This window comes from Pseudomonas sp. GGS8 (assembly GCF_024168645.1).
GTDB lineage: Bacteria > Pseudomonadota > Gammaproteobacteria > Pseudomonadales > Pseudomonadaceae > Aquipseudomonas.
The window spans coordinates 1,362,855-1,380,930 of sequence record NZ_JALJWF010000001.1 but is presented as its reverse complement, the minus strand read 5'-3'; the positions used below and the strand labels follow the sequence as shown (position 1 = coordinate 1,380,930).

At 60.6% G+C, this 18,076-nt stretch carries 9 protein-coding genes; 4 read left to right on the top strand and 5 right to left on the bottom strand.

What is annotated here, in order from left to right:
• Positions 1 to 9 precede the first annotated feature (9 nt).
• The 3 genes from mscK to J3D54_RS05980 form a co-directional block, all read right to left on the bottom strand.
• Complete coding sequence (gene mscK, locus J3D54_RS05990) at positions 10 to 3,360, bottom strand: mechanosensitive channel MscK (RefSeq protein WP_253417103.1); 3,351 nt, start codon at positions 3,358 to 3,360, stop codon at positions 10 to 12.
• Between the two features lie 34 nt (positions 3,361 to 3,394).
• Positions 3,395 to 5,137, bottom strand: a complete 1,743-nt coding sequence (locus tag J3D54_RS05985) for a potassium/proton antiporter (RefSeq protein ID WP_253417102.1) — start codon at positions 5,135 to 5,137, stop codon at positions 3,395 to 3,397.
• A gap of 259 nt (positions 5,138 to 5,396) precedes the next feature.
• Entirely contained in the window at positions 5,397 to 7,022 is a 1,626-nt protein-coding gene (locus J3D54_RS05980) for a methyl-accepting chemotaxis protein (protein ID WP_253417101.1), read from the bottom strand.
• A 275-nt stretch (positions 7,023 to 7,297) separates the two neighbouring features.
• Between J3D54_RS05980 and J3D54_RS05975 the strand changes: the two genes are divergently transcribed.
• The 3 genes from J3D54_RS05975 to J3D54_RS05965 all read left to right on the top strand — a co-directional run bounded on the left by J3D54_RS05975 (position 7,298) and on the right by J3D54_RS05965 (position 9,877).
• Positions 7,298 to 7,528, top strand: coding sequence for a hypothetical protein (locus J3D54_RS05975; RefSeq protein WP_253417099.1), 231 nt, complete (start codon positions 7,298 to 7,300; stop codon positions 7,526 to 7,528).
• Positions 7,525 to 7,827, top strand: a complete 303-nt coding sequence (locus J3D54_RS05970) for a cell division protein ZapA (RefSeq protein ID WP_007903196.1) — start codon at positions 7,525 to 7,527, stop codon at positions 7,825 to 7,827. Before J3D54_RS05975 ends, J3D54_RS05970 begins: the two co-directional genes overlap by 4 nt.
• A gap of 100 nt (positions 7,828 to 7,927) precedes the next feature.
• The gene (locus tag J3D54_RS05965; RefSeq protein ID WP_253417098.1) at positions 7,928 to 9,877 is read left to right on the top strand and encodes a methyl-accepting chemotaxis protein; all 1,950 of its coding nucleotides are present in this window, start codon (positions 7,928 to 7,930) and stop codon (positions 9,875 to 9,877) included.
• Between the two features lie 146 nt (positions 9,878 to 10,023).
• Here the strand turns inward: J3D54_RS05965 and J3D54_RS05960 are convergent, their stop codons facing one another.
• Both J3D54_RS05960 and putA read right to left on the bottom strand, forming a co-directional pair.
• Entirely contained in the window at positions 10,024 to 11,826 is a 1,803-nt protein-coding gene (locus tag J3D54_RS05960; protein WP_253417097.1) for an acyl-CoA dehydrogenase, read from the bottom strand.
• Positions 11,827 to 12,069: 243 nt separating this feature from the next.
• Positions 12,070 to 16,023 carry a trifunctional transcriptional regulator/proline dehydrogenase/L-glutamate gamma-semialdehyde dehydrogenase gene (gene putA, locus J3D54_RS05955; protein WP_253417096.1) on the bottom strand — a complete coding sequence of 1,318 codons (3,954 nt, stop codon included), beginning with the start codon at positions 16,021 to 16,023 and terminating at the stop codon, positions 12,070 to 12,072.
• Between the two features lie 462 nt (positions 16,024 to 16,485).
• On the opposite strand from putA, the gene putP reads away from it, so the two are divergent.
• Positions 16,486 to 17,970, top strand: coding sequence for a sodium/proline symporter PutP (gene putP / locus J3D54_RS05950; protein WP_253417095.1), 1,485 nt, complete (start codon positions 16,486 to 16,488; stop codon positions 17,968 to 17,970).
• The last annotated feature ends 106 nt before the right edge of the window (positions 17,971 to 18,076 follow it).

Here is an 18,076-nt window from a genome sequence, read left to right as displayed (position 1 = left end):
ATAGCGCGCTTAGTCGAGTTCGACAGTCGGTGGCTCTTGCCGTGGTTTGCTGGTGGGTACCGGAACATTGGTTTTGGTTTCCGGCTCAACCGGGACCATTTTGTATTCCTGGCCCTGCAGGTTTTTGAGATAGACCTCCATCTGCCGGAACGAGATGTTGATGTGCTGCTTCTTGAATTCGCGATTGATGAAGCGGTTGACCTCATCGAGCACCGGGTTACGGTCGCCGAGGTCGCGCACATGCATGCGCAACTCGTGGTCGAGGGTGCTTTCGCCGAAGTTCAGGAAGTACACCTGGGGTTCCGGGTCCTTCAGCACGCGCGGGTTATTGCGGGCCGCCTTGAGCAGCAGCTCTTTGACCAGGTCCAGGTCCGAGCCGTAGTCGACGCCGAGCTTGAGGGTTACCCGGGTGATGGTGTCGGTCAGCGACCAGTTGATCAGTTGCCCGGTGATGAACGTCTTGTTCGGGACGATGATGTCCTTGCGGTCGAAGTCGGTGATGGTCGTGGCGCGGATGCGGATCTTGCTCACCGTGCCCGACAGGTTGCCGATGGTGATGGTGTCGCCGATCCGCACCGGGCGTTCGAACAGGATCATGATGCCGGAGATGAAGTTGGCGAAGATTTCCTGCATCCCGAAACCGAGACCCACCGACAGCGCCGCCACCAGCCATTGCAACTTGTCCCAGCTCACGCCGAGGGTGGACAGGGTCGAGACGAAACCGACGCCGGCGATCACATAAGACAGCAGGGTGGTGGTGGCGTAGGAACTGCCTTGGGCCAGGTTCAGCTTCGACAGCACAAACACTTCCAGCAGACCTGGCAGGTTGCGCGCCAGCGCGAAGGTGATGCCGATGATGATCAATGCACCAAGCATGTCGCCGATGCTGATCGGTACCATGCTCATGTTGGCGCCGGTGCCGCTGGTGTATTCGTAGAGGGTGATGTTGTCCAGGTACGAGAACACCGAAATCAGGTCCGACCAGACCCAGTACAGCGCCGCGATGAAACCGCCGAGCAGCGCCAGACGGATCAGTCGAAGGGACTGCTCGTTGACTTTCTCGATGTCCAGGGTCGGTTCTTCGATCACCGCTTCACCATCGCCGGCCTCTTTGGCGGCCTGGCGTTTGGCCAGGGCGCGCTGATAAGCCAGGCGCCGTGCCGCAACGCTGAGGCCACGCACGAAGGTGGCTTCGATCACCAGCCAGAACATCAGCAAGTACAGGGTGTTGATCAACCGGTCGCTGAGTTTCAGCGCGGTGTAGTAATAGCCGAAGCATACGGCGACGAACAGCGCGATCGGCAGAACGGTGAACATGACCCCCACGGCCTTGCGGAACAGCGAGGCGTTTTCGTGGGTCGGGCTGCTGACCAGCAGGCGGCTCAGCAGCCAGGCCATCAAGGCGTAGCAGGTCAGCACCACTGGCATGCCGAGTACGTCATCGGCCAGCGCCGCCGGTTGCAGTTCGGCGACCGCTACCACGGTCACCAGGGCCATCACCACCAGCCCGAGCCGGCGGATCCAGCCCTGAAGGAATTCGACCTGGGGCTTTTCCCAGCGGAAATGCAGTTCGGCCACGCCACCCGGCGCGAGGATGCGGTAGGCGGTGTAGAACACCAGCCAGGCCTGGGCCATCTGCAACAGCGCCGCACCCATGTTCGCGTTCTGGCCGCGGGCGTCGATCTGCAACGCCAGACCGCACAAGGCCAGGCCCAGGGAAACCGGCATCGCCAGCAGAATATTGATCAGAATCGCTTGCGGCGTGTGCCACTGGCTGTCGCGCTTGAAATGGCCGATGTCCTGGTGAACTTTGTTCAGGCGGGCATAGAGATTTTTGCGGCGCCACAGCAGCGCGCCGATCAGCAAGGCCAGCGGCAGGAACAGCAGCGGTCGCTGTGTCAGGCCATCGGTCAGTTCGCTCAGGCTCGAAGCCCACGGCAAGGTAGTGACCTGGCGTTGCAGGCGTTCCGGCACGCCGTGCATCCATTCAAGATCCAGCGGCTTGTTGCTGGGAATCCAGAACATCTGCTCGTCCAGCGTCGCCCGCAGACTTTGCGCGGTGCTGAGCAGTTGTTTCTGATTGAGTTGCAGCGTGATGGATTCATTGAGCACCGCGCTCAATTCGCGATTCAATCGCTCCAACAGGTCCGCGCGGGTGGTGGCCAGGTCCAGCAGGCTCTTGCGCAGTTGCGGGGTGACTTGCTCGGGCGGTTGAGTTGCCAGCAGGTTGTCGACATAGGTAATCGGGTTGCTGAGCAGTTCCCGTTGCTGGCTGACTTCGAACTGATACAGGCGAATGTCTGCAATCTGGTCGGCCAGGTCGCGGTCGAGCCTGAGACGTGGCAGAGCCTGCTTTTGTTTGTAGAGAATCTTGGAGAGCAGCAGGCTGCCCTTGAGCACGTTGATCTGTTCGTCCAGCGCCGAGTCGCTCTGGGTCACGCTGTCCAGTTGCTGCTTGGTCTGCAGGTTCTGTTGAGTGACTTCGTTGAGGCGGTCGGTACTTTTGAGCAAGTAGTCGGAGAGTTTCAGGTTGGCCGCGCTTTCCGTGGCCAGCAGGCTGCTGCCGCCGGCCTTTTGCGCTTCGATGGACTGCTGGGTCACTGTCTCTTGCGACTGGGCCAGACGTTTCTGGTTGATCAAGGTTTGCAGGTCCTGGATCTCCTGATCCAGGCGATCGGATTTTTCCGACAGCAAGTCATGCTGGCTGTTGCCCAAGTCCTGCAACTGGCTGTTGCCGGCCAGTTCCTGGCGCCGCAACGGGATCAAGGCGTTCAGGGCCGCGAGTTCGGCGTTGAGTTGATCGCGTTGCTCGGCGGTCAGGGTCTTGCCGCTGTCCTTGCCGAGCTTGAGGATGTTGTTGATCTGCTGGATGCGCGTCTGGCTGGCAGATATCTCGGCCTGGGCGCGCTCGGGGCGGGTCTGGGCGGTAATGATCAGGCTGTTCGCTTCGGCCAGGGCTTTTTGCAGATCGCTTTGCTGAGTCGAGCGTTCGGTCAACAGTTGTTCGAGCAGTTGAATCGTCTCTTTGGTATAGCGCTGCCCCACCGGCACCACTTTGGTGGCCTTGAGGCGGGTCAGTTCACGCTGGTTCTCGATGTTCTGTCTTGGTGCGTTGGCCAACTGTTGCTTGAGATTGATCAGTTTCTGGTCGTAATCACGTCGGTTGTTGAGCTGGGTGAGCGTGCTCTGCAGGACCGCTTGCAGGGCTTTCTGATCGGCCTCCGGCAGTTTGCGGTCGGCGATCTTGTCCAGGCTCGCCTGCACGGCTTCGCTGGACGGCGGCTCGGCGGCTTGCAGTGTGCCGATGGATAGACTCAAGCCCAGCAGGGCCATGATGAAAAAAGTACGCAGAGTTGACATAGAAACCGATCGAAAACGAGATGAAGGATGGAGTTTAGAGGAACAAGCCGGGACCCGGGCGACTTCCTTCGGGGAATCTGACGCCTACTTTACCAATCTTGTTCCCTTCCATGACCGCGACGGTCCAGAGGGTGTTGTTCCACTCCACCTGGTCACCGACGACTGGAGCGCCGCCCACTTTCTGGGCAATGAAGTGACCCAGGGACATGTTCGGATCGATGCCCTCGACTTTCAATCCGTACAGGGCAGCAACCGCGCTCAGCTGGGCATCTCCTTCGAGTACGAAGTCGCCGAAGAAACGCAAATCCAGCCCCCGTTGCGGTGCCTGGCTGAAGAGTTTTCCGAGGGCCGGAAGGTTGTGTTCATGGCCGATCACGCAGAGCAAATCATCGACTTCGAGCACCGTACTACCCGACGGATGGAGCAGTTGCTGGCCACGAAACAGGGCTGCGATACGGGTGCCTTCGGGCATTTTCAGCTCGCGAAGGGGGGAGCCGATGCACCATTTCTCGGCACCGAGGCGATACACGAACAGCTCCCACTCGCTGGTGACATGCACTTCCAGCGCCGATCGGGAGATCGGCAGGGGCTCCGGCGGGACGGTCACTTTCAAAAGCTTGGCGACCCACGGCAGGCTTGTGCCCTGCACCAACAGCGACACCAGCACGATAAAGAACGCCAGATTGAAATACAGCTGCGCGTTGGGCAGCCCTGCCATCAACGGGAACACCGCCAGAATGATCGGTACGGCGCCACGCAGGCCAACCCAGGAAATGAAGGCCTTCTCGCGTCCATGGAATGCCTTGAAAGGCAGCAGGCCAGCCAGCACCGACAGCGGGCGGGCAAACAGAATCATCCACAGCGCCAGGCCCAGCGCCGGTAAAGCAATCGGCAGCAGGTCATGGGGCGTGACCAGCAGCCCCAGCACCAGGAACATGCCGATCTGGGCCAGCCAGGCCATGCCGTCGAGCATATGCAAAATGCCGTGACGGCTGCGCACCGGGCGGTTGCCGATCACCAGACCGCACAGGTACACCGCCAAAAAGCCGCTGCCGTGCAGGGCGTTGGTCAGGGCGAACACCACCAGGCCGCCAGCAATCACCAGAATCGGATAAAGGCCGGTGGCCAGGTGGATACGGTTGACCAGTTGCAGCATCAGCCAACCGCCGCCGAGGCCGATGACGCCGCCGATACCGAACTCACGCAGCAAGTGCCCGAGCAGGCTCCAGTGCAGGCCGGTCTGGCCGCTGGCGAGCATGTCGATCAAGGTTACGGTGAGGAACACCGCCATCGGGTCGTTGCTGCCGGATTCGATCTCCAGGCTCGCGGTCACCCGTTCGTTCAGGCCTTTGCCGCCCAGCAGCGAGAACACGGCCGCGGCATCGGTGGAGCCGACGATGGCGCCGATCAGCAGGCCCTGAATCAGGTTAAGGTCGAACAACCAGGCCGCTGCCATGCCGGTCAGTCCGGTGGTGATCAACACGCCGACCGTGGCCAGCGACAGCGCCGGCCACAACGCCACGCGAAAACTCGCCACCCGGGTGCGCAAACCGCCGTCGAGCAGGATCACTGCCAGGGCGAGGTTGCCGACCAGATAGGCCGTGGGGTAGTTATCGAAAATAATACCGGCGCCGTCGACACCGGCCGACATGCCCACCGCGAGGATGATCACCAGAATCGGGATCCCGAGGCGCGATGAAAGTGAGCTCACCAGAATGCTCGCACCTACCAGCAACGCGCCGATCAAGAACAGGCTGTTGATGGTTGTTGCATTCAAAGGCAGTACTCCAGAAGCGTAAAGGCGGGCGCACACTGACCATGCAGTCCGCGTGCCAGCGATTCTAACCTGTTGAAATGTGATGCTGTCAAAAAGCTTTTGACGGCGATCATCCCCTGTGGCGAGGGGGCTTGCCCCCGTTGGGTCGCGCAGCGACCCCAAAGCCGGCGCTGCGGTGCGCCAGGTTCAACGCGTGGGTTAATTTGCGACTGCTTCGCAGCCGAACGGGGGCAAGCCCCCTCGCCACAGGGGGCAGCCGTTACAGGCTAAACCGCCCAACCATGTTGTTCAGGTCCAGCGCCAGGCGCGACAGTTCGTTGCTGGCCGCACTCGTCTGGTTGGCACCGGTGGCCGATTGCACCGACAGATCGCGAATGTTCACCAGATTGCGGTCCACTTCACGGGCCACTTGCGCCTGCTCTTCGGCCGCGCTGGCGATCACCAGGTTGCGCTCGTTGATTTCGACGATGGCGCTGTTGATGGTGTCCAGCGACAGGCCGGCACCACGCGCGATGTTCAAGGTCGACTCGGCACGCTCGGTGCTGTTACGCATCGAATCCACGGCGTGTTCGGTGCCGCTCTGGATGCTGCCGATCATGCGTTCGATTTCGCTGGTTGACTGCTGGGTGCGATGGGCCAGGGCACGCACCTCATCGGCGACCACCGCAAAACCACGACCGGCTTCACCGGCACGGGCCGCTTCGATGGCAGCGTTCAACGCCAACAGGTTGGTCTGGTCGGCCAGGCCGCGAATCACGTCCAGCACTTTGCCGATGTCTCGCGACTCGTTAGCCAGATCGCCGATCAGGGTGGCGGTGCTCTGCACGTCGGCGCTCATGCGTTCGATGGCGCTGACGGTTTCCTGTACCAGGTCACGGCCGTCGCCCGCCGAAGTGGTGGCGTTCTTCGAGGCTTCGGAAGTGCTCACGGCATTGCGAGCGACTTCTTCCACGGCGCTGGTCATTTCGTTGACGGCGGTGGCGGCCTGTTCGATTTCGTTGTTCTGCTGGGTCAGGCCACGGGCGCTTTCGTCGGTGACGCTGTTGAGCTCTTCCGCGGCGGAGGCCAGTTGTGTGGCCGAACCGGAAATCCGTTGCAGGGTGTCACGCAGTTTTTCCTGCATCTTCGCCATCGCGGCGAGCAGACGACCGGCTTCATCTTCGCCATCGACGGTGATCGGCCGCGTCAGGTTGCCTTCGGCGATTTCTTCGGCGGCGCTCAGGGCGTTGGCGATCGGCTGGGTGATGCTGTTAGTCAGCAGCCAGGCGAACAGCAGGGTCAGGCCGGTGGCGATGACCAACAGGGTCACCACCAGGTTGAACGCCGAGGAATACTGGTCGGCGGCTTGTTGGTTGGTGTCGATGGTCTGCTGGGTGTTGATCTCCAGCAAGCGATTGAGCACGGTGTTCATGGCTTCAGAGTTGTTCAGCAAATCGGTATTGACCAGTGTGCGCTGTTCGTCGATCTGATTGTTGCGCGACAGGCTCTTCATCCGGTCTTCGATCTGGCGGTACTGCCCCAGCAACTGCACATACTGATCATAGGCTGCACGCTCCTGCGGGCTGGCGATCAGTTTTTCGTAGCCGGCCTGAGCCGCCCGAATCTGCTGGTTTCGGGTTTCCAGCAGCTCGATAGTTTTCTGCTGGACGTCCGGTTCGCGATTCACCAACAGGCGGTAAGCCAGGACGCGCAGGCGCAGGGTCAGCTGGGTGAATTCGTCGAGGCTTTTGATGCTCGGTACGCTGTTCGAGGTGATCTCCTCGGCGGCGCCGCGGATTTTGCTCATCTGGTTCAGGGCGAACACACCCAGGATCAGCATCATGGCGCCAATCAGGGTGAAACCGAGGAACGCCCGCGGTGCGATATTCATATTTCGTAGGGACATGGTGTTCACCGAAAAAAGCGCCTCCGTGCGAGGCTGAGACTGTTGTATGAATGACTTATCGGTCATACGACTAAAGTCTTGAGTCGCTGTGCGCATTTGTCGCAGAAGGGCCGCGACGACGAAGTGCAGGAACCAGAACCGCCAATCACAGTCTCTAAAGCTCACGAGGAAGGTCGACCGCCAGGAAAATCAAGGCCTTGCGCCTGCATAACCCTGGCATCCACAGTGACTTTTCTTTATCGTACGCGCCCTTCGAAAATGCCCGGAAAATCAAAATGTTAGAAGCATCCCTAAGCCAATTGGAACAACTGGTCAGTGACCTGGTGCAACAGAACCAAGCTCTGCTCGGCACCAACCAATCCCTGAGTGCGGAGCTGGCCCAGGTCAAGGATGAAAATGAAAGCCTGCAACTGAGCCTGATGGAACAGGAAGAGAAACAAGGCGCCACCGTTGCACGCATTCAGGCCTTGGTTGAGCGCGTCAGCGCCGGCCCTGTCAGCGCATGAGTTACGGCGCCGCAGGGGTAAAAGTCGTCTCGATTCTGGGTGAAGACTATTCGATCAAGGCGCCGGCCGGGGAAGAGCAGACCCTGCTGGACGCCGCCTTAATGTTGAAGGCCGCTCTGGCCGAGACCAAAAAGAAATACCCGACGCTGATCGGTGACCGCTTGCTGGTGCTGGCGGCGATGAATCTGTGCTCGCAGCAGATCGAAATGCAAAAGCGTCACCAGCAGGAACTCGACCGTTACCAAGAGCAAGTCAGCGCCACGGTTGAAGTGATCGCCAAGACGATCAACCAGGCCTGAGCGGCTTTGCGCACAACCAAAGAATAAATTGTCGATTTAGTTGTATACAATCGGCATGGCTGTTGCAGTGTTTCAGCCCTTTATTCTTTGGGGGTGCTCCATGCAGTTCTGGCGACGCAGTATTCAATGGCAGTTGATTCTGAGCATGGGCGCCGCCCTGCTGGTCAGTATTCTGATCGTGGTTGGCATTTATACCCTCGTGGTCAACCGCCTCGCCCAGCGCTATCTGGTCGAGCAGGCGCTGCCGTCGAGCATCGAAGCGATGCGCAACGACATCGAACGCATCCTCGTTCAACCCCTCACCGCCGCCAAGGACATTGCCAGTAACAGCATGGTGCGTGACTGGCTGGCCGGGGGCGAAAACAGCGCCCAAACCGTCGGCTTCGTCAGTTATCTGGAAGGCATCCGTGCCGAGCACAAAGCCTTTACCGCGCTGATCATAGGCACCGCTTCAAACCATTACTTCACCGAAAAGGGCCTGGACCGCACGCTCAGCCGCTCCAATCCCAACGACGCCTGGTTTTACTCGTTCCTCGACAGCAATCAGCCGCGCACCCTCAATATCGACAATGACACCGCCACTGGCGAGTTGGCGCTGTTCATCGACCTCAAGGTCGAGCAGGCCGGCAAAGTCGTGGGCGTTGCCGGGCTGGGCCTGAGCATGAAAGAGCTGTCGGAGCTGATCCACCACTTCAACTTCGGTGAGCGCGGCAAGGTCTATCTCGTGCGTTCCGACGGTTTGATCCAGGTTCATCCCGAGGCGCAGTTCAGCGGCAAACGTACGCTGGTCGAGCAAATCGGCGCTTCGGCGGCGCAAGCGGTGATGGGGCAGCTCTCTACCTCCACCGCGTCTGCCAGCAGCAGTTTTGCCCGCGATGGCGAAGAGTTTCTGGCCTTGAGCCTGCCACTGCGTGATCTGGGCTGGACCCTGGTGGCCGAAGTGCCGCAGTCGCAGATCTACGCCGAAGCCCGACGCGCGATGTGGATGAGCAGCGGCATTGGTCTGGCGGTGGCGTTGGTTTGTCTTTTATTGGTGGTGTTGCTGGCTCGTGGATTGGTGCGGCCGATTCGTCAGGTAACAGCGGCGTTGGTTGCCATCGGTAGCGGTGGTGGAGATTTGACCCACAGGTTAGATTCCAGCCGCGCCGATGAGCTGGGAGACCTGGCTCGTGGTTTCAATCGGTTTCTGGAAAGTCAGCGCGACATGATCGGCGAAGTGCTGACCACCAGTGAGCGTTTGCGCACGGCGGTCGGTCAGGTGGCGCGGGTGGTGGACAACACCGCTGAGCGTTCCGGGCGTCAGCAGGAAATGACCGACATGGTCGCCACCGCCGTTCACGAGATGGGGCTGACCGTGCAGGAAATCGCGCAGAACGCTGGCAATGCGGCGGTCGCTTCGCAGACCGCGCGGGATGAAGCGCTGCAGGCACGGGAAGTGGTGGGTGGGTCGATCCGGCACATCGAAAGCATGTCCGACGAAATTGGCGTCGCCGCTGGAGCGGTGGGCGAGTTGGCCCATCAGGTGGCGTCCATCGATCAAGTGTTGGCGGTGATTCGCGGGATTTCCGAGCAGACCAATTTGCTGGCGCTCAACGCTGCCATTGAAGCGGCGCGGGCCGGGGACATGGGGCGCGGGTTTGCGGTGGTGGCCGATGAAGTGCGGACCCTGGCGCGGCGGACTCAGTCGTCCACTGACGAGATTCAGCAGATGATCGGCAGCCTTAAGCAGGGCGCGGAGAACGCGGTGTCTTCAATGCACGCCGGGCAATCGGCAACCGGCACGGGGGTTGAGTCGAGCCAACGCACCGGGGTGTCGTTGACGACGATTACCGGGCAGGTCGAGCGCATCAGCGACATGAATCATCAGGTGGCCACGGCGACGGAAGAGCAGTCGGCGGTGACGGAAGAGATCAACCGCAACGTTCAGGGGATTTCCGATCTGGCGCGGGCCACGGCGGGGGAAGTCAGGGCTTGTCGTGAAGACTGTCAGACGTTGCAGCGTCTGGCCGATGATTTGGCGCGGCAGATGAGTCGTTTCAAACTCAGCTAAAAATTATGTTGGCAGTGCCGACGCCATCGCGGGCAAGCCCACTCCCACAGGATTTAGGTGTTGAGCACATTATCTGTGAACAACAGAGATCCCTGTGGGAGCGGGCTTGCCCGCGATTGGATGTCAGCTTCGCCACAAAGCTGCGATCAAAACCACTCATCCTGCATGCTCAGGCACACATCATCCCGCGCCTCCAGAATCGCCAGCTCATGGTGGCAACCCGGCACTTCCCACGTCAGAAAATACCGCGCCGCCTGCAGCTTGCCTTTATAGAAGCTCACATCCGCCGCATTCCCCTTGGCCAACCCTTCCTCGGCGCGAATTGCCTGTTCCAGCCAGCGCCAGCCGATCACCGTATGACCGAACACTTTCAGGTACAGCGCCGAGTTCGCCAGGCTGCTGTTGACCTTGCCGTGGGCCAGATCGGTCAGCAGGCCGATGGTCACGGTTTGCAGGCGAGCCACCAGTTTTTCCAGTGGTTCACGCAATGCATTTAATGTTTCGTACGCCTGTGCCCGCTCGGCGGTGTCGGCGATCAGGCGGATCAGTTGCTTGAGTCCCGCGCCACCGCTCTGCGCCAGTTTGCGCCCCAGCAAGTCCAGCGACTGAATGCCGTGGGTGCCTTCATGGATCGGGTTCAGGCGATTGTCGCGGTAATACTGCTCCACCGGGTATTCACGGGTGTAGCCGTGACCGCCGAGAATCTGGATCGCCAGTTCGTTGGCCTTCAGGCAAAAATCCGAGGGCCAGGATTTGACGATCGGCGTCAGTAAATCCAGCAGCTCATGGGCCTGTTTGCGCTCGGCCTCGCTCTCAAGGGTCGTGGTGTCGTCGAACAGCCGCGCCGCGTACAAGCCGAGGTCGAACGCGCCTTCGACGTAGGCTTTCTGGGTCAGCAGCATGCGTTTGACGTCGGCGTGCTGAATGATTGCCACCGGTGCGATGGTCGGATCCTTGCTGTCCGGCACCCGACCTTGCGGACGCTCGCGGGCGTATTCCAGGGAATACAGATAGCCGGCGTAACCCAGCATCACCGCGCCCATGCCGACGCCGATTCGCGCTTCGTTCATCATCTGGAACATGTAGCTCAAGCCATGGTGCGGCTTGCCCACCAGATAGCCGACGCACTCGCCGTTATCGCCAAAGTTCAGCGCGGTGGAGGTGGTGCCGCGCCAGCCCATCTTGTGGAACAGCCCGGCCAGCAGCACATCGTTGCGCTTGCCGAGACTGCCGTCATCGTTGACCAAAAACTTGGGCACGATAAACAGCGAGATCCCCTTCACCCCGGCCGGCGCGTCCGGCAACTTGGCCAGCACCATGTGCACGATGTTTTCCGACAGCGGGTGATCGCCGCCGGAGATGAAGATCTTGTTGCCCTTGAGTCGATAGGTGTCGTCGGACGCCGGCTCGGCGCGGGTACGAATATCCGACAGTGACGAGCCGGCGTGGGGCTCGGTCAGCGCCATGGTGCCGAAGAAGCGACCGTCGATCATCGGCTGCAGAAAACGCTGCTTCTGCTCATCGGTGCCGAAGCTTTCGATCAGGTTGGCCGCGCCCATGGTCAGGAACGGGTAGGAGGTCGACGCCGCGTTGGCCGACTGAAAATGCGCGAAGCAAGCCTGGGACAGCAGTGTAGGAAGTTGCATGCCGCCGGCATCGAAACTGCGCGCGGCGTTGAGGAACCCGGCTTCGAGGAAGGCATCCACCGCCGGTTTCACTTCCGGAATCAGAATCGCCTGACCGTCCTCATAGCGCGGCTCGTTCTCGTCACCCTTACGATTGTGCGGGGCGAAGAACTTTTCGGCGATGCTGCGGGCGGTGCCGATGGCGGCATCGAAGGTCTCGCGATTGTGCTCGGCAAAACGTTCACGCTGGGTCAGGCCCTCGGCATCGAGGACTTCATACAGCTCGAAAGCCAGATTGCGGGAACTGAGCAACGTCTCGGACATGGCGGCCTACCTTTATTTGGGATGGACCGAGTCTAGGCGGGGGAATAGAGGTTGAACAGGATGATTGATGAGGGTGATGGTGGGGTGCGGGCAACGCTAATCAAATGTGGGAGCGAGCCTGCTCGCGATGACGGCTGCACATCCAAGAAAGATGCGGCTGACAGACCGCTATCGCGAGCAGGCTCGCTCCCACAGGGTTTGGTGAACCAGGCATCTATTGCGGGTGCCTGGTTTTGATGCGGTTTAACCGATGGTCATCAGGCTGGCATTACCACCCGCCGCAGCGGTGTTCACGCTCAACGCCCGCTCGATCACCAAACGTTCCAGCGCAATGTTGGTTTCGCCTTGGGACAACCCATGAACCCCGACAATCGCACCGGCACGCTTGGCCACTTGCTGGCACACCGCACGCAACTGGTCGGAATGGCCATGATGCAGAACCGCATCGAACACCACTTCGTCCTTGGTCCAGTCGGCCACCCGCTTGATCCGCGCCTGAATTTCCTTCGGCAGGCGTGCGAACAACGCCTTGCCCGGTTCAGCATCCGGCCACACCGCCGAGCCGCCGACAGCCAACACCGCCGCCAGTTGAGTCAGCAGATCGCCTTCGACGTCCGCCAGGCACAGCACGTGTTCGCGCGGCAGGATGGCGTAGCTGTTGCGCTCGCCGGTCGGGCCGGCCAGCACGCGGGTGATCCCGCTTTGCGATTGCGCCGCGAACTGTACGCACAGGGCGCTCAGGTCCGTGAGCTTGTTGCTGTCGGCCCAGGCTTGCAGCGCGGTCAGCGGTTTGCTCATGGCGTCACGCAGACGCACGTCCGGTGCGGCGATAGCGTCGCCGCGCGCGAAGGATTGTTCGATCGCATTGGTAGGACGTGTCGACAGCAAACGGTACAGGTACAGCGGGCCACCGGCCTTCGGACCGGTACCCGACAGACCTTCGCCGCCGAACGGTTGCACGCCGACCACGGCACCAACGATGTTGCGGTTGACGTAGACGTTACCGGCGTTGACGTTGTCGATCACCTTGGCGATGGTCTCGTCGATGCGAGTGTGCACGCCCAGGGTCAGGCCGTAGCCGGACGCGTTGATCTGGCCGATCAGTTGGTCGATGTCTTTGCGCTTGTAGCGCACCACGTGCAGCACCGGCCCGAAGATCTCCCGTTGCAGCTCGTCGAAGCTTTCCAGTTCGATCAGGGTCGGCATCACGAAGGTGCCGCGTTTGACTTCTTCGCTGTTGGCAATCGCCACCTGGTACACATTACGACCTTTGTCGCGCATGGCCTGGATGTGCTTCTCGATGCCAGCCTTGGCTTCGGCGTCGATCACCGGGCCGATGTCCACGGACAGGCGCTCCGGGTTGCCGAGACGGCATTCCGCCATGGCGCCCTTGAGCATTTCGATGACACGGTCGGCGGAATCTTCCTGCAAGCACAGCACCCGCAGTGCCGAGCAACGTTGACCGGCGCTGTCGAAGGCCGACGACACCACATCGATCACTACCTGTTCGGTCAGTGCCGAAGAGTCGACGATCATCGCGTTCTGGCCGCCGGTTTCAGCGATCAGCGGAATCGGACGGCCCTGGGCATCCAGGCGACCGGCGACGTTGCGTTGCAGCAGGCGCGCAACTTCGGTGGAGCCGGTGAACATCACGCCCTTGACCCGATCATCGCCGACCAGGCGCGCACCGACGGTTTCGCCACGGCCCGGCAGCAGTTGCAGCACGCCTTCCGGAATCCCGGCTTCGAGCAGCAGGCGCACGGCTTGAGCGGCGACCAGCGGGGTTTGTTCGGCCGGCTTGGCCAGCACCGGGTTACCGGCGGCCAAAGCAGCAGCCACTTGGCCGCTGAAGATTGCCAGCGGGAAGTTCCACGGGCTGATGCACACCACTGGGCCCAACGGGCGGTGGGCGTCGTTGGTGAAATCGTTGCGTGCCTGCACCGCGTAATAACGCAGGAAGTCCACGGCTTCACGCACTTCGGCGATGGCGTTGGCGAAGGTCTTGCCGGCTTCGCGAGCCAACAGGCCCATCAGCGGCTGGATCTCGCCTTCCATCAAATCGGCGGCACGTTCCAGAATCGCGGCGCGTTCGGCCGGCGGCGTGGCCTGCCAGATTGGTGCAGCGTTCAGGGCGCATTGGATCGCGTTGTCGACGTCTTCGACGGTGGCTTCCTGCACATGGCCCACCACGTCACGCAGATCCGATGGATTCAGCACCGGCGCCGGGGTTTCAGTGCTGGACGCGCAACCGAGCATCGGCGCGGCTTTCCAGTCGTTATGAGCGGTGGCGAGCAGAGCGCAGGACAGCGACGCCAGACGATGTTCGTTGGCCATGTCGATGCCGCTGGAGTTGGCGCGCTCGGCACCGTACAGGTCACGCGGCAGCGGGATGCGCGGGTGCGGCAGGCCGAAGCCGCCTTCCAGCGTCGCCATCTGCTCGATGCTGGCCACTGGATCGGCCACCAGCTCCTGGATCGAAATCGACTGGTCGGCGATGCGGTTGACGAACGAAGTGTTCGCGCCGTTTTCCAGCAGGCGACGTACCAGGTACGCCAGCAGTGTTTCGTGAGTACCGACCGGTGCGTACACACGGCATGGACGGTTCAGCTTGCCTTCGGAAACTTTACCTACAACCTGTTCGTACAGCGGTTCGCCCATGCCGTGCAGGCACTGGAACTCGTACTGACCGGGGTAATAGTTCTGACCGGCGATGTGGTAGATGGCCGACAAGGTGTGGGCGTTGTGCGTGGCGAACTGCGGGTAGATGACTTCCGGCACCGACAGCAACTTGCGCGCGCAGGCGATGTAGGAAACGTCGGTGTACACCTTGCGGGTGTACACCGGATAGCCTTCCAGGCCTTCGACCTGGGCGCGCTTGATTTCGCTGTCCCAGTACGCGCCTTTCACCAGACGGATCATCAGGCGATGACGACTGCGGCGCGCCAGGTCGATCACGTAGTCGATCACATACGGGCAACGCTTCTGATAAGCCTGAATCACGAAACCGATGCCGTTCCAGCCGGTCAGTTGCGGCTCGAAGCACAGGCGCTCCAGCAGATCCAGCGACAGCTCGAGGCGGTCGGCTTCTTCGGCGTCGATGTTCAGGCCGATGTCATATTGCTTGGCCAGCAGGGTCAGCGACAGCAGGCGCGGGTACAGCTCTTCCATCACGCGCTCGTACTGGGCGCGGCTGTAACGCGGGTGCAATGCCGACAGCTTGATCGAAATGCCCGGGCCTTCATAAATCCCACGACCGTGGGAGGCTTTACCGATCGAGTGGATGGCTTGTTCGTACGAAGCGAGGTACTTCTGGGCGTCATGTTCGGTGAGGGCGGCTTCACCCAGCATGTCGTAGGAATAGCGGAAGCCTTTGGCTTCGAACTTGCTCGCGTTGGCCAGGGCTTCGGCGATGGTTTCACCGGTGACAAACTGTTCGCCCATCAGGCGCATGGCCATGTCGACGCCCTTGCGGATCATCGGCTCGCCGCTCTTGCCGATGATGCGGCTCAGGGAGGAGGTCAGGCCGGCTTCGTTGTGGGTGGCGACCAGTTTGCCGGTCAGCAACAAGCCCCAGGTGGCGGCGTTGACGAACAGCGACGGGCTGTTGCCCAAGTGTGGCTGCCAGTTGCCGGTGCTGATCTTGTCGCGGATCAAGGCATCGCGGGTGCCTTTGTCCGGGATGCGCAGCAGCGCTTCGGCCAGGCACATCAGCGCCACGCCTTCCTGGGACGACAGGGAAAATTCCTGCAACAGGCCCTGAACAATCCCCGCACGGCCGCCGGCGCTCTTCTGATTGCGCAGTTTCTCGGCAATCGAGGCGGCGAGCTTGTTGGTCGCTTCGGCCATCGGTGCCGGCAGGCGCGCCTGTTCGATCAGCATCGGCACCACTTCAGGTTCCGGACGACGGTAAGCGGCAGTGATCGAGGCGCGCAGTACCGATTGAGGCAGGATGCTTTCAGCGAATTCCAGGAAGCACTGGTGCGCGTGATCGACGTGGACCTCGCCCACCTCGTCAACTTCCTTGCCGTTCAAGCCATTCAGCTCGGACAGGGTTGCACCACCCTCGAGTTTTTCCAGGTAATTGAAAATTGCCTGCTTGATCAGCCAGTGCGGCGTGCGATCAATCGAGGTCGCGGCGGCCTTGAGGCGTTCGCGGGTCGGGTCGTCAAGTTTGACCCCAAGGGTGGTGGTAGCCATATTTTTATCCTCATGTTTGCCACGACCGCGTGGCATCAGCTGACGGCAAGATTAGCTGTGCGCTGGTTGAGGTGCAACCGGGTGCAACCCTTTTTTTGCCGGAATAATAAGCAGCTCGTCAGGAAATAAATTCTGGTTCATCCATCCCGCGCCTGCTTGGTGCTTTTGCTTCTAGCACAATCCGGAAAACGCCCTAAAAAGGAGCAAAAACCGACTGTTTGCAGGTAAATCCGACTAGGTGCAACTTATTCGAGCGAAACTGGTTGCACCTTATTTGCTTTGTTGAATAGCATTCGCGGCCAAGGTGCAACCTGGTCAAAAAGATCGGTGCACCGGCTGATGGCTTTCCTGGGGAAACATCAGTCATAAATGCGCGGGCCCCCGAATCGTCTGTCAAACGTCGTCGTTTGCGAGCAGTTCACCAGCCGCCGCTACATAAAAACAATGCCAGGGCGTAACTCAATGAGCGTAAGCAATCCAACCCTGATCACGTTCGTGATCTACATCGCAGCAATGGTGCTGATCGGCTTCATGGCCTATCGCTCCACCAACAACCTTTCTGACTACATTCTGGGCGGTCGTAGCCTGGGCAGCGTCGTGACCGCACTCTCTGCCGGTGCTTCCGACATGAGCGGCTGGTTGTTGATGGGCCTGCCGGGCGCTATCTACATGTCTGGTCTTTCCGAAAGCTGGATTGCCATCGGCCTGATCGTCGGTGCTTACCTGAACTGGCTGTTCGTCGCCGGCCGTCTGCGCGTGCAGACCGAGCACAACGGCGATGCACTGACCCTGCCGGACTACTTCTCCAGTCGTTTCGAAGATAAAAGCGGCCTGCTGCGGATCATCTCCGCGGTCGTGATCCTGGTGTTCTTCACCATCTACTGCGCGTCCGGCATCGTGGCTGGTGCCCGTCTGTTCGAAAGCACCTTCGGCATGTCCTACGAAACAGCGCTGTGGGCCGGTGCTGCGGCGACGATTGCCTACACCTTCGTTGGCGGTTTCCTGGCAGTGAGCTGGACCGACACCGTACAAGCCACGCTGATGATCTTCGCCCTGTTGCTGACGCCGATCATCGTGCTGCTGGCCACTGGCGGCATCGACACCACGTTCCTGGCCATCGAAGCGCAAGACCCAAGCAACTTCGACATGCTGAAAAACACCACCTTCATTGGCGTGATTTCGCTGATGGGCTGGGGCTTGGGCTACTTCGGCCAGCCGCACATCCTGGCGCGTTTCATGGCGGCGGATTCGGTCAAGTCGATCGCCAACGCTCGTCGCATCTCCATGACCTGGATGATCCTGTGCCTGGGCGGTACCGTCGCTGTAGGATTCTTCGGCATCGCTTACTTCTCGGCAAACCCAGCCCTGGCCTTGCCGGTGAGCGAAAACCACGAGCGTGTGTTCATCGAACTGGCGAAAATCCTGTTCAACCCGTGGGTTGCCGGTGTGTTGCTGTCGGCCATTCTGGCGGCGGTGATGAGTACCCTGAGCTGCCAATTGCTGGTGTGCTCGAGTGCCCTGACCGAAGACTTCTACAAAACCTTCCTGCGTAAAAGTGCTTCCCAGGTTGAGCTGGTCTGGGTCGGCCGTGCCATGGTGCTGCTGGTTGCGCTGATTGCTATCGCTCTGGCGGCTAACCCGCAAAACCGTGTACTGGGTCTGGTCAGCTACGCCTGGGCAGGTTTCGGTGCCGCGTTCGGTCCAGTTGTCCTGATCTCCGTGATCTGGAAAAACATGACCCGCAACGGCGCACTGGCCGGCATCCTGGTGGGCGCGATCACTGTGATCGTCTGGAAACACTTCGAACTGCTGGGCCTGTACGAAATCATTCCTGGGTTCATCTTCGCCAGCCTGGCGATCTACATCGTCAGCAAAATGGGCGCGCCGACCAGCGGCATGTTGCTGCGCTTTGCCGCGGCCGAGAAGGATTTCCGCCTGAACCAGTGAGGGGGATGAGCTGATGCTCTGACCTTTCGCTGAACATGAAAACGGTCCGCTTCCTTTTGGAGGCGGGCCGTTTTTTTTGCGCTTTTACGTTTGGCGCAAGGCGCGA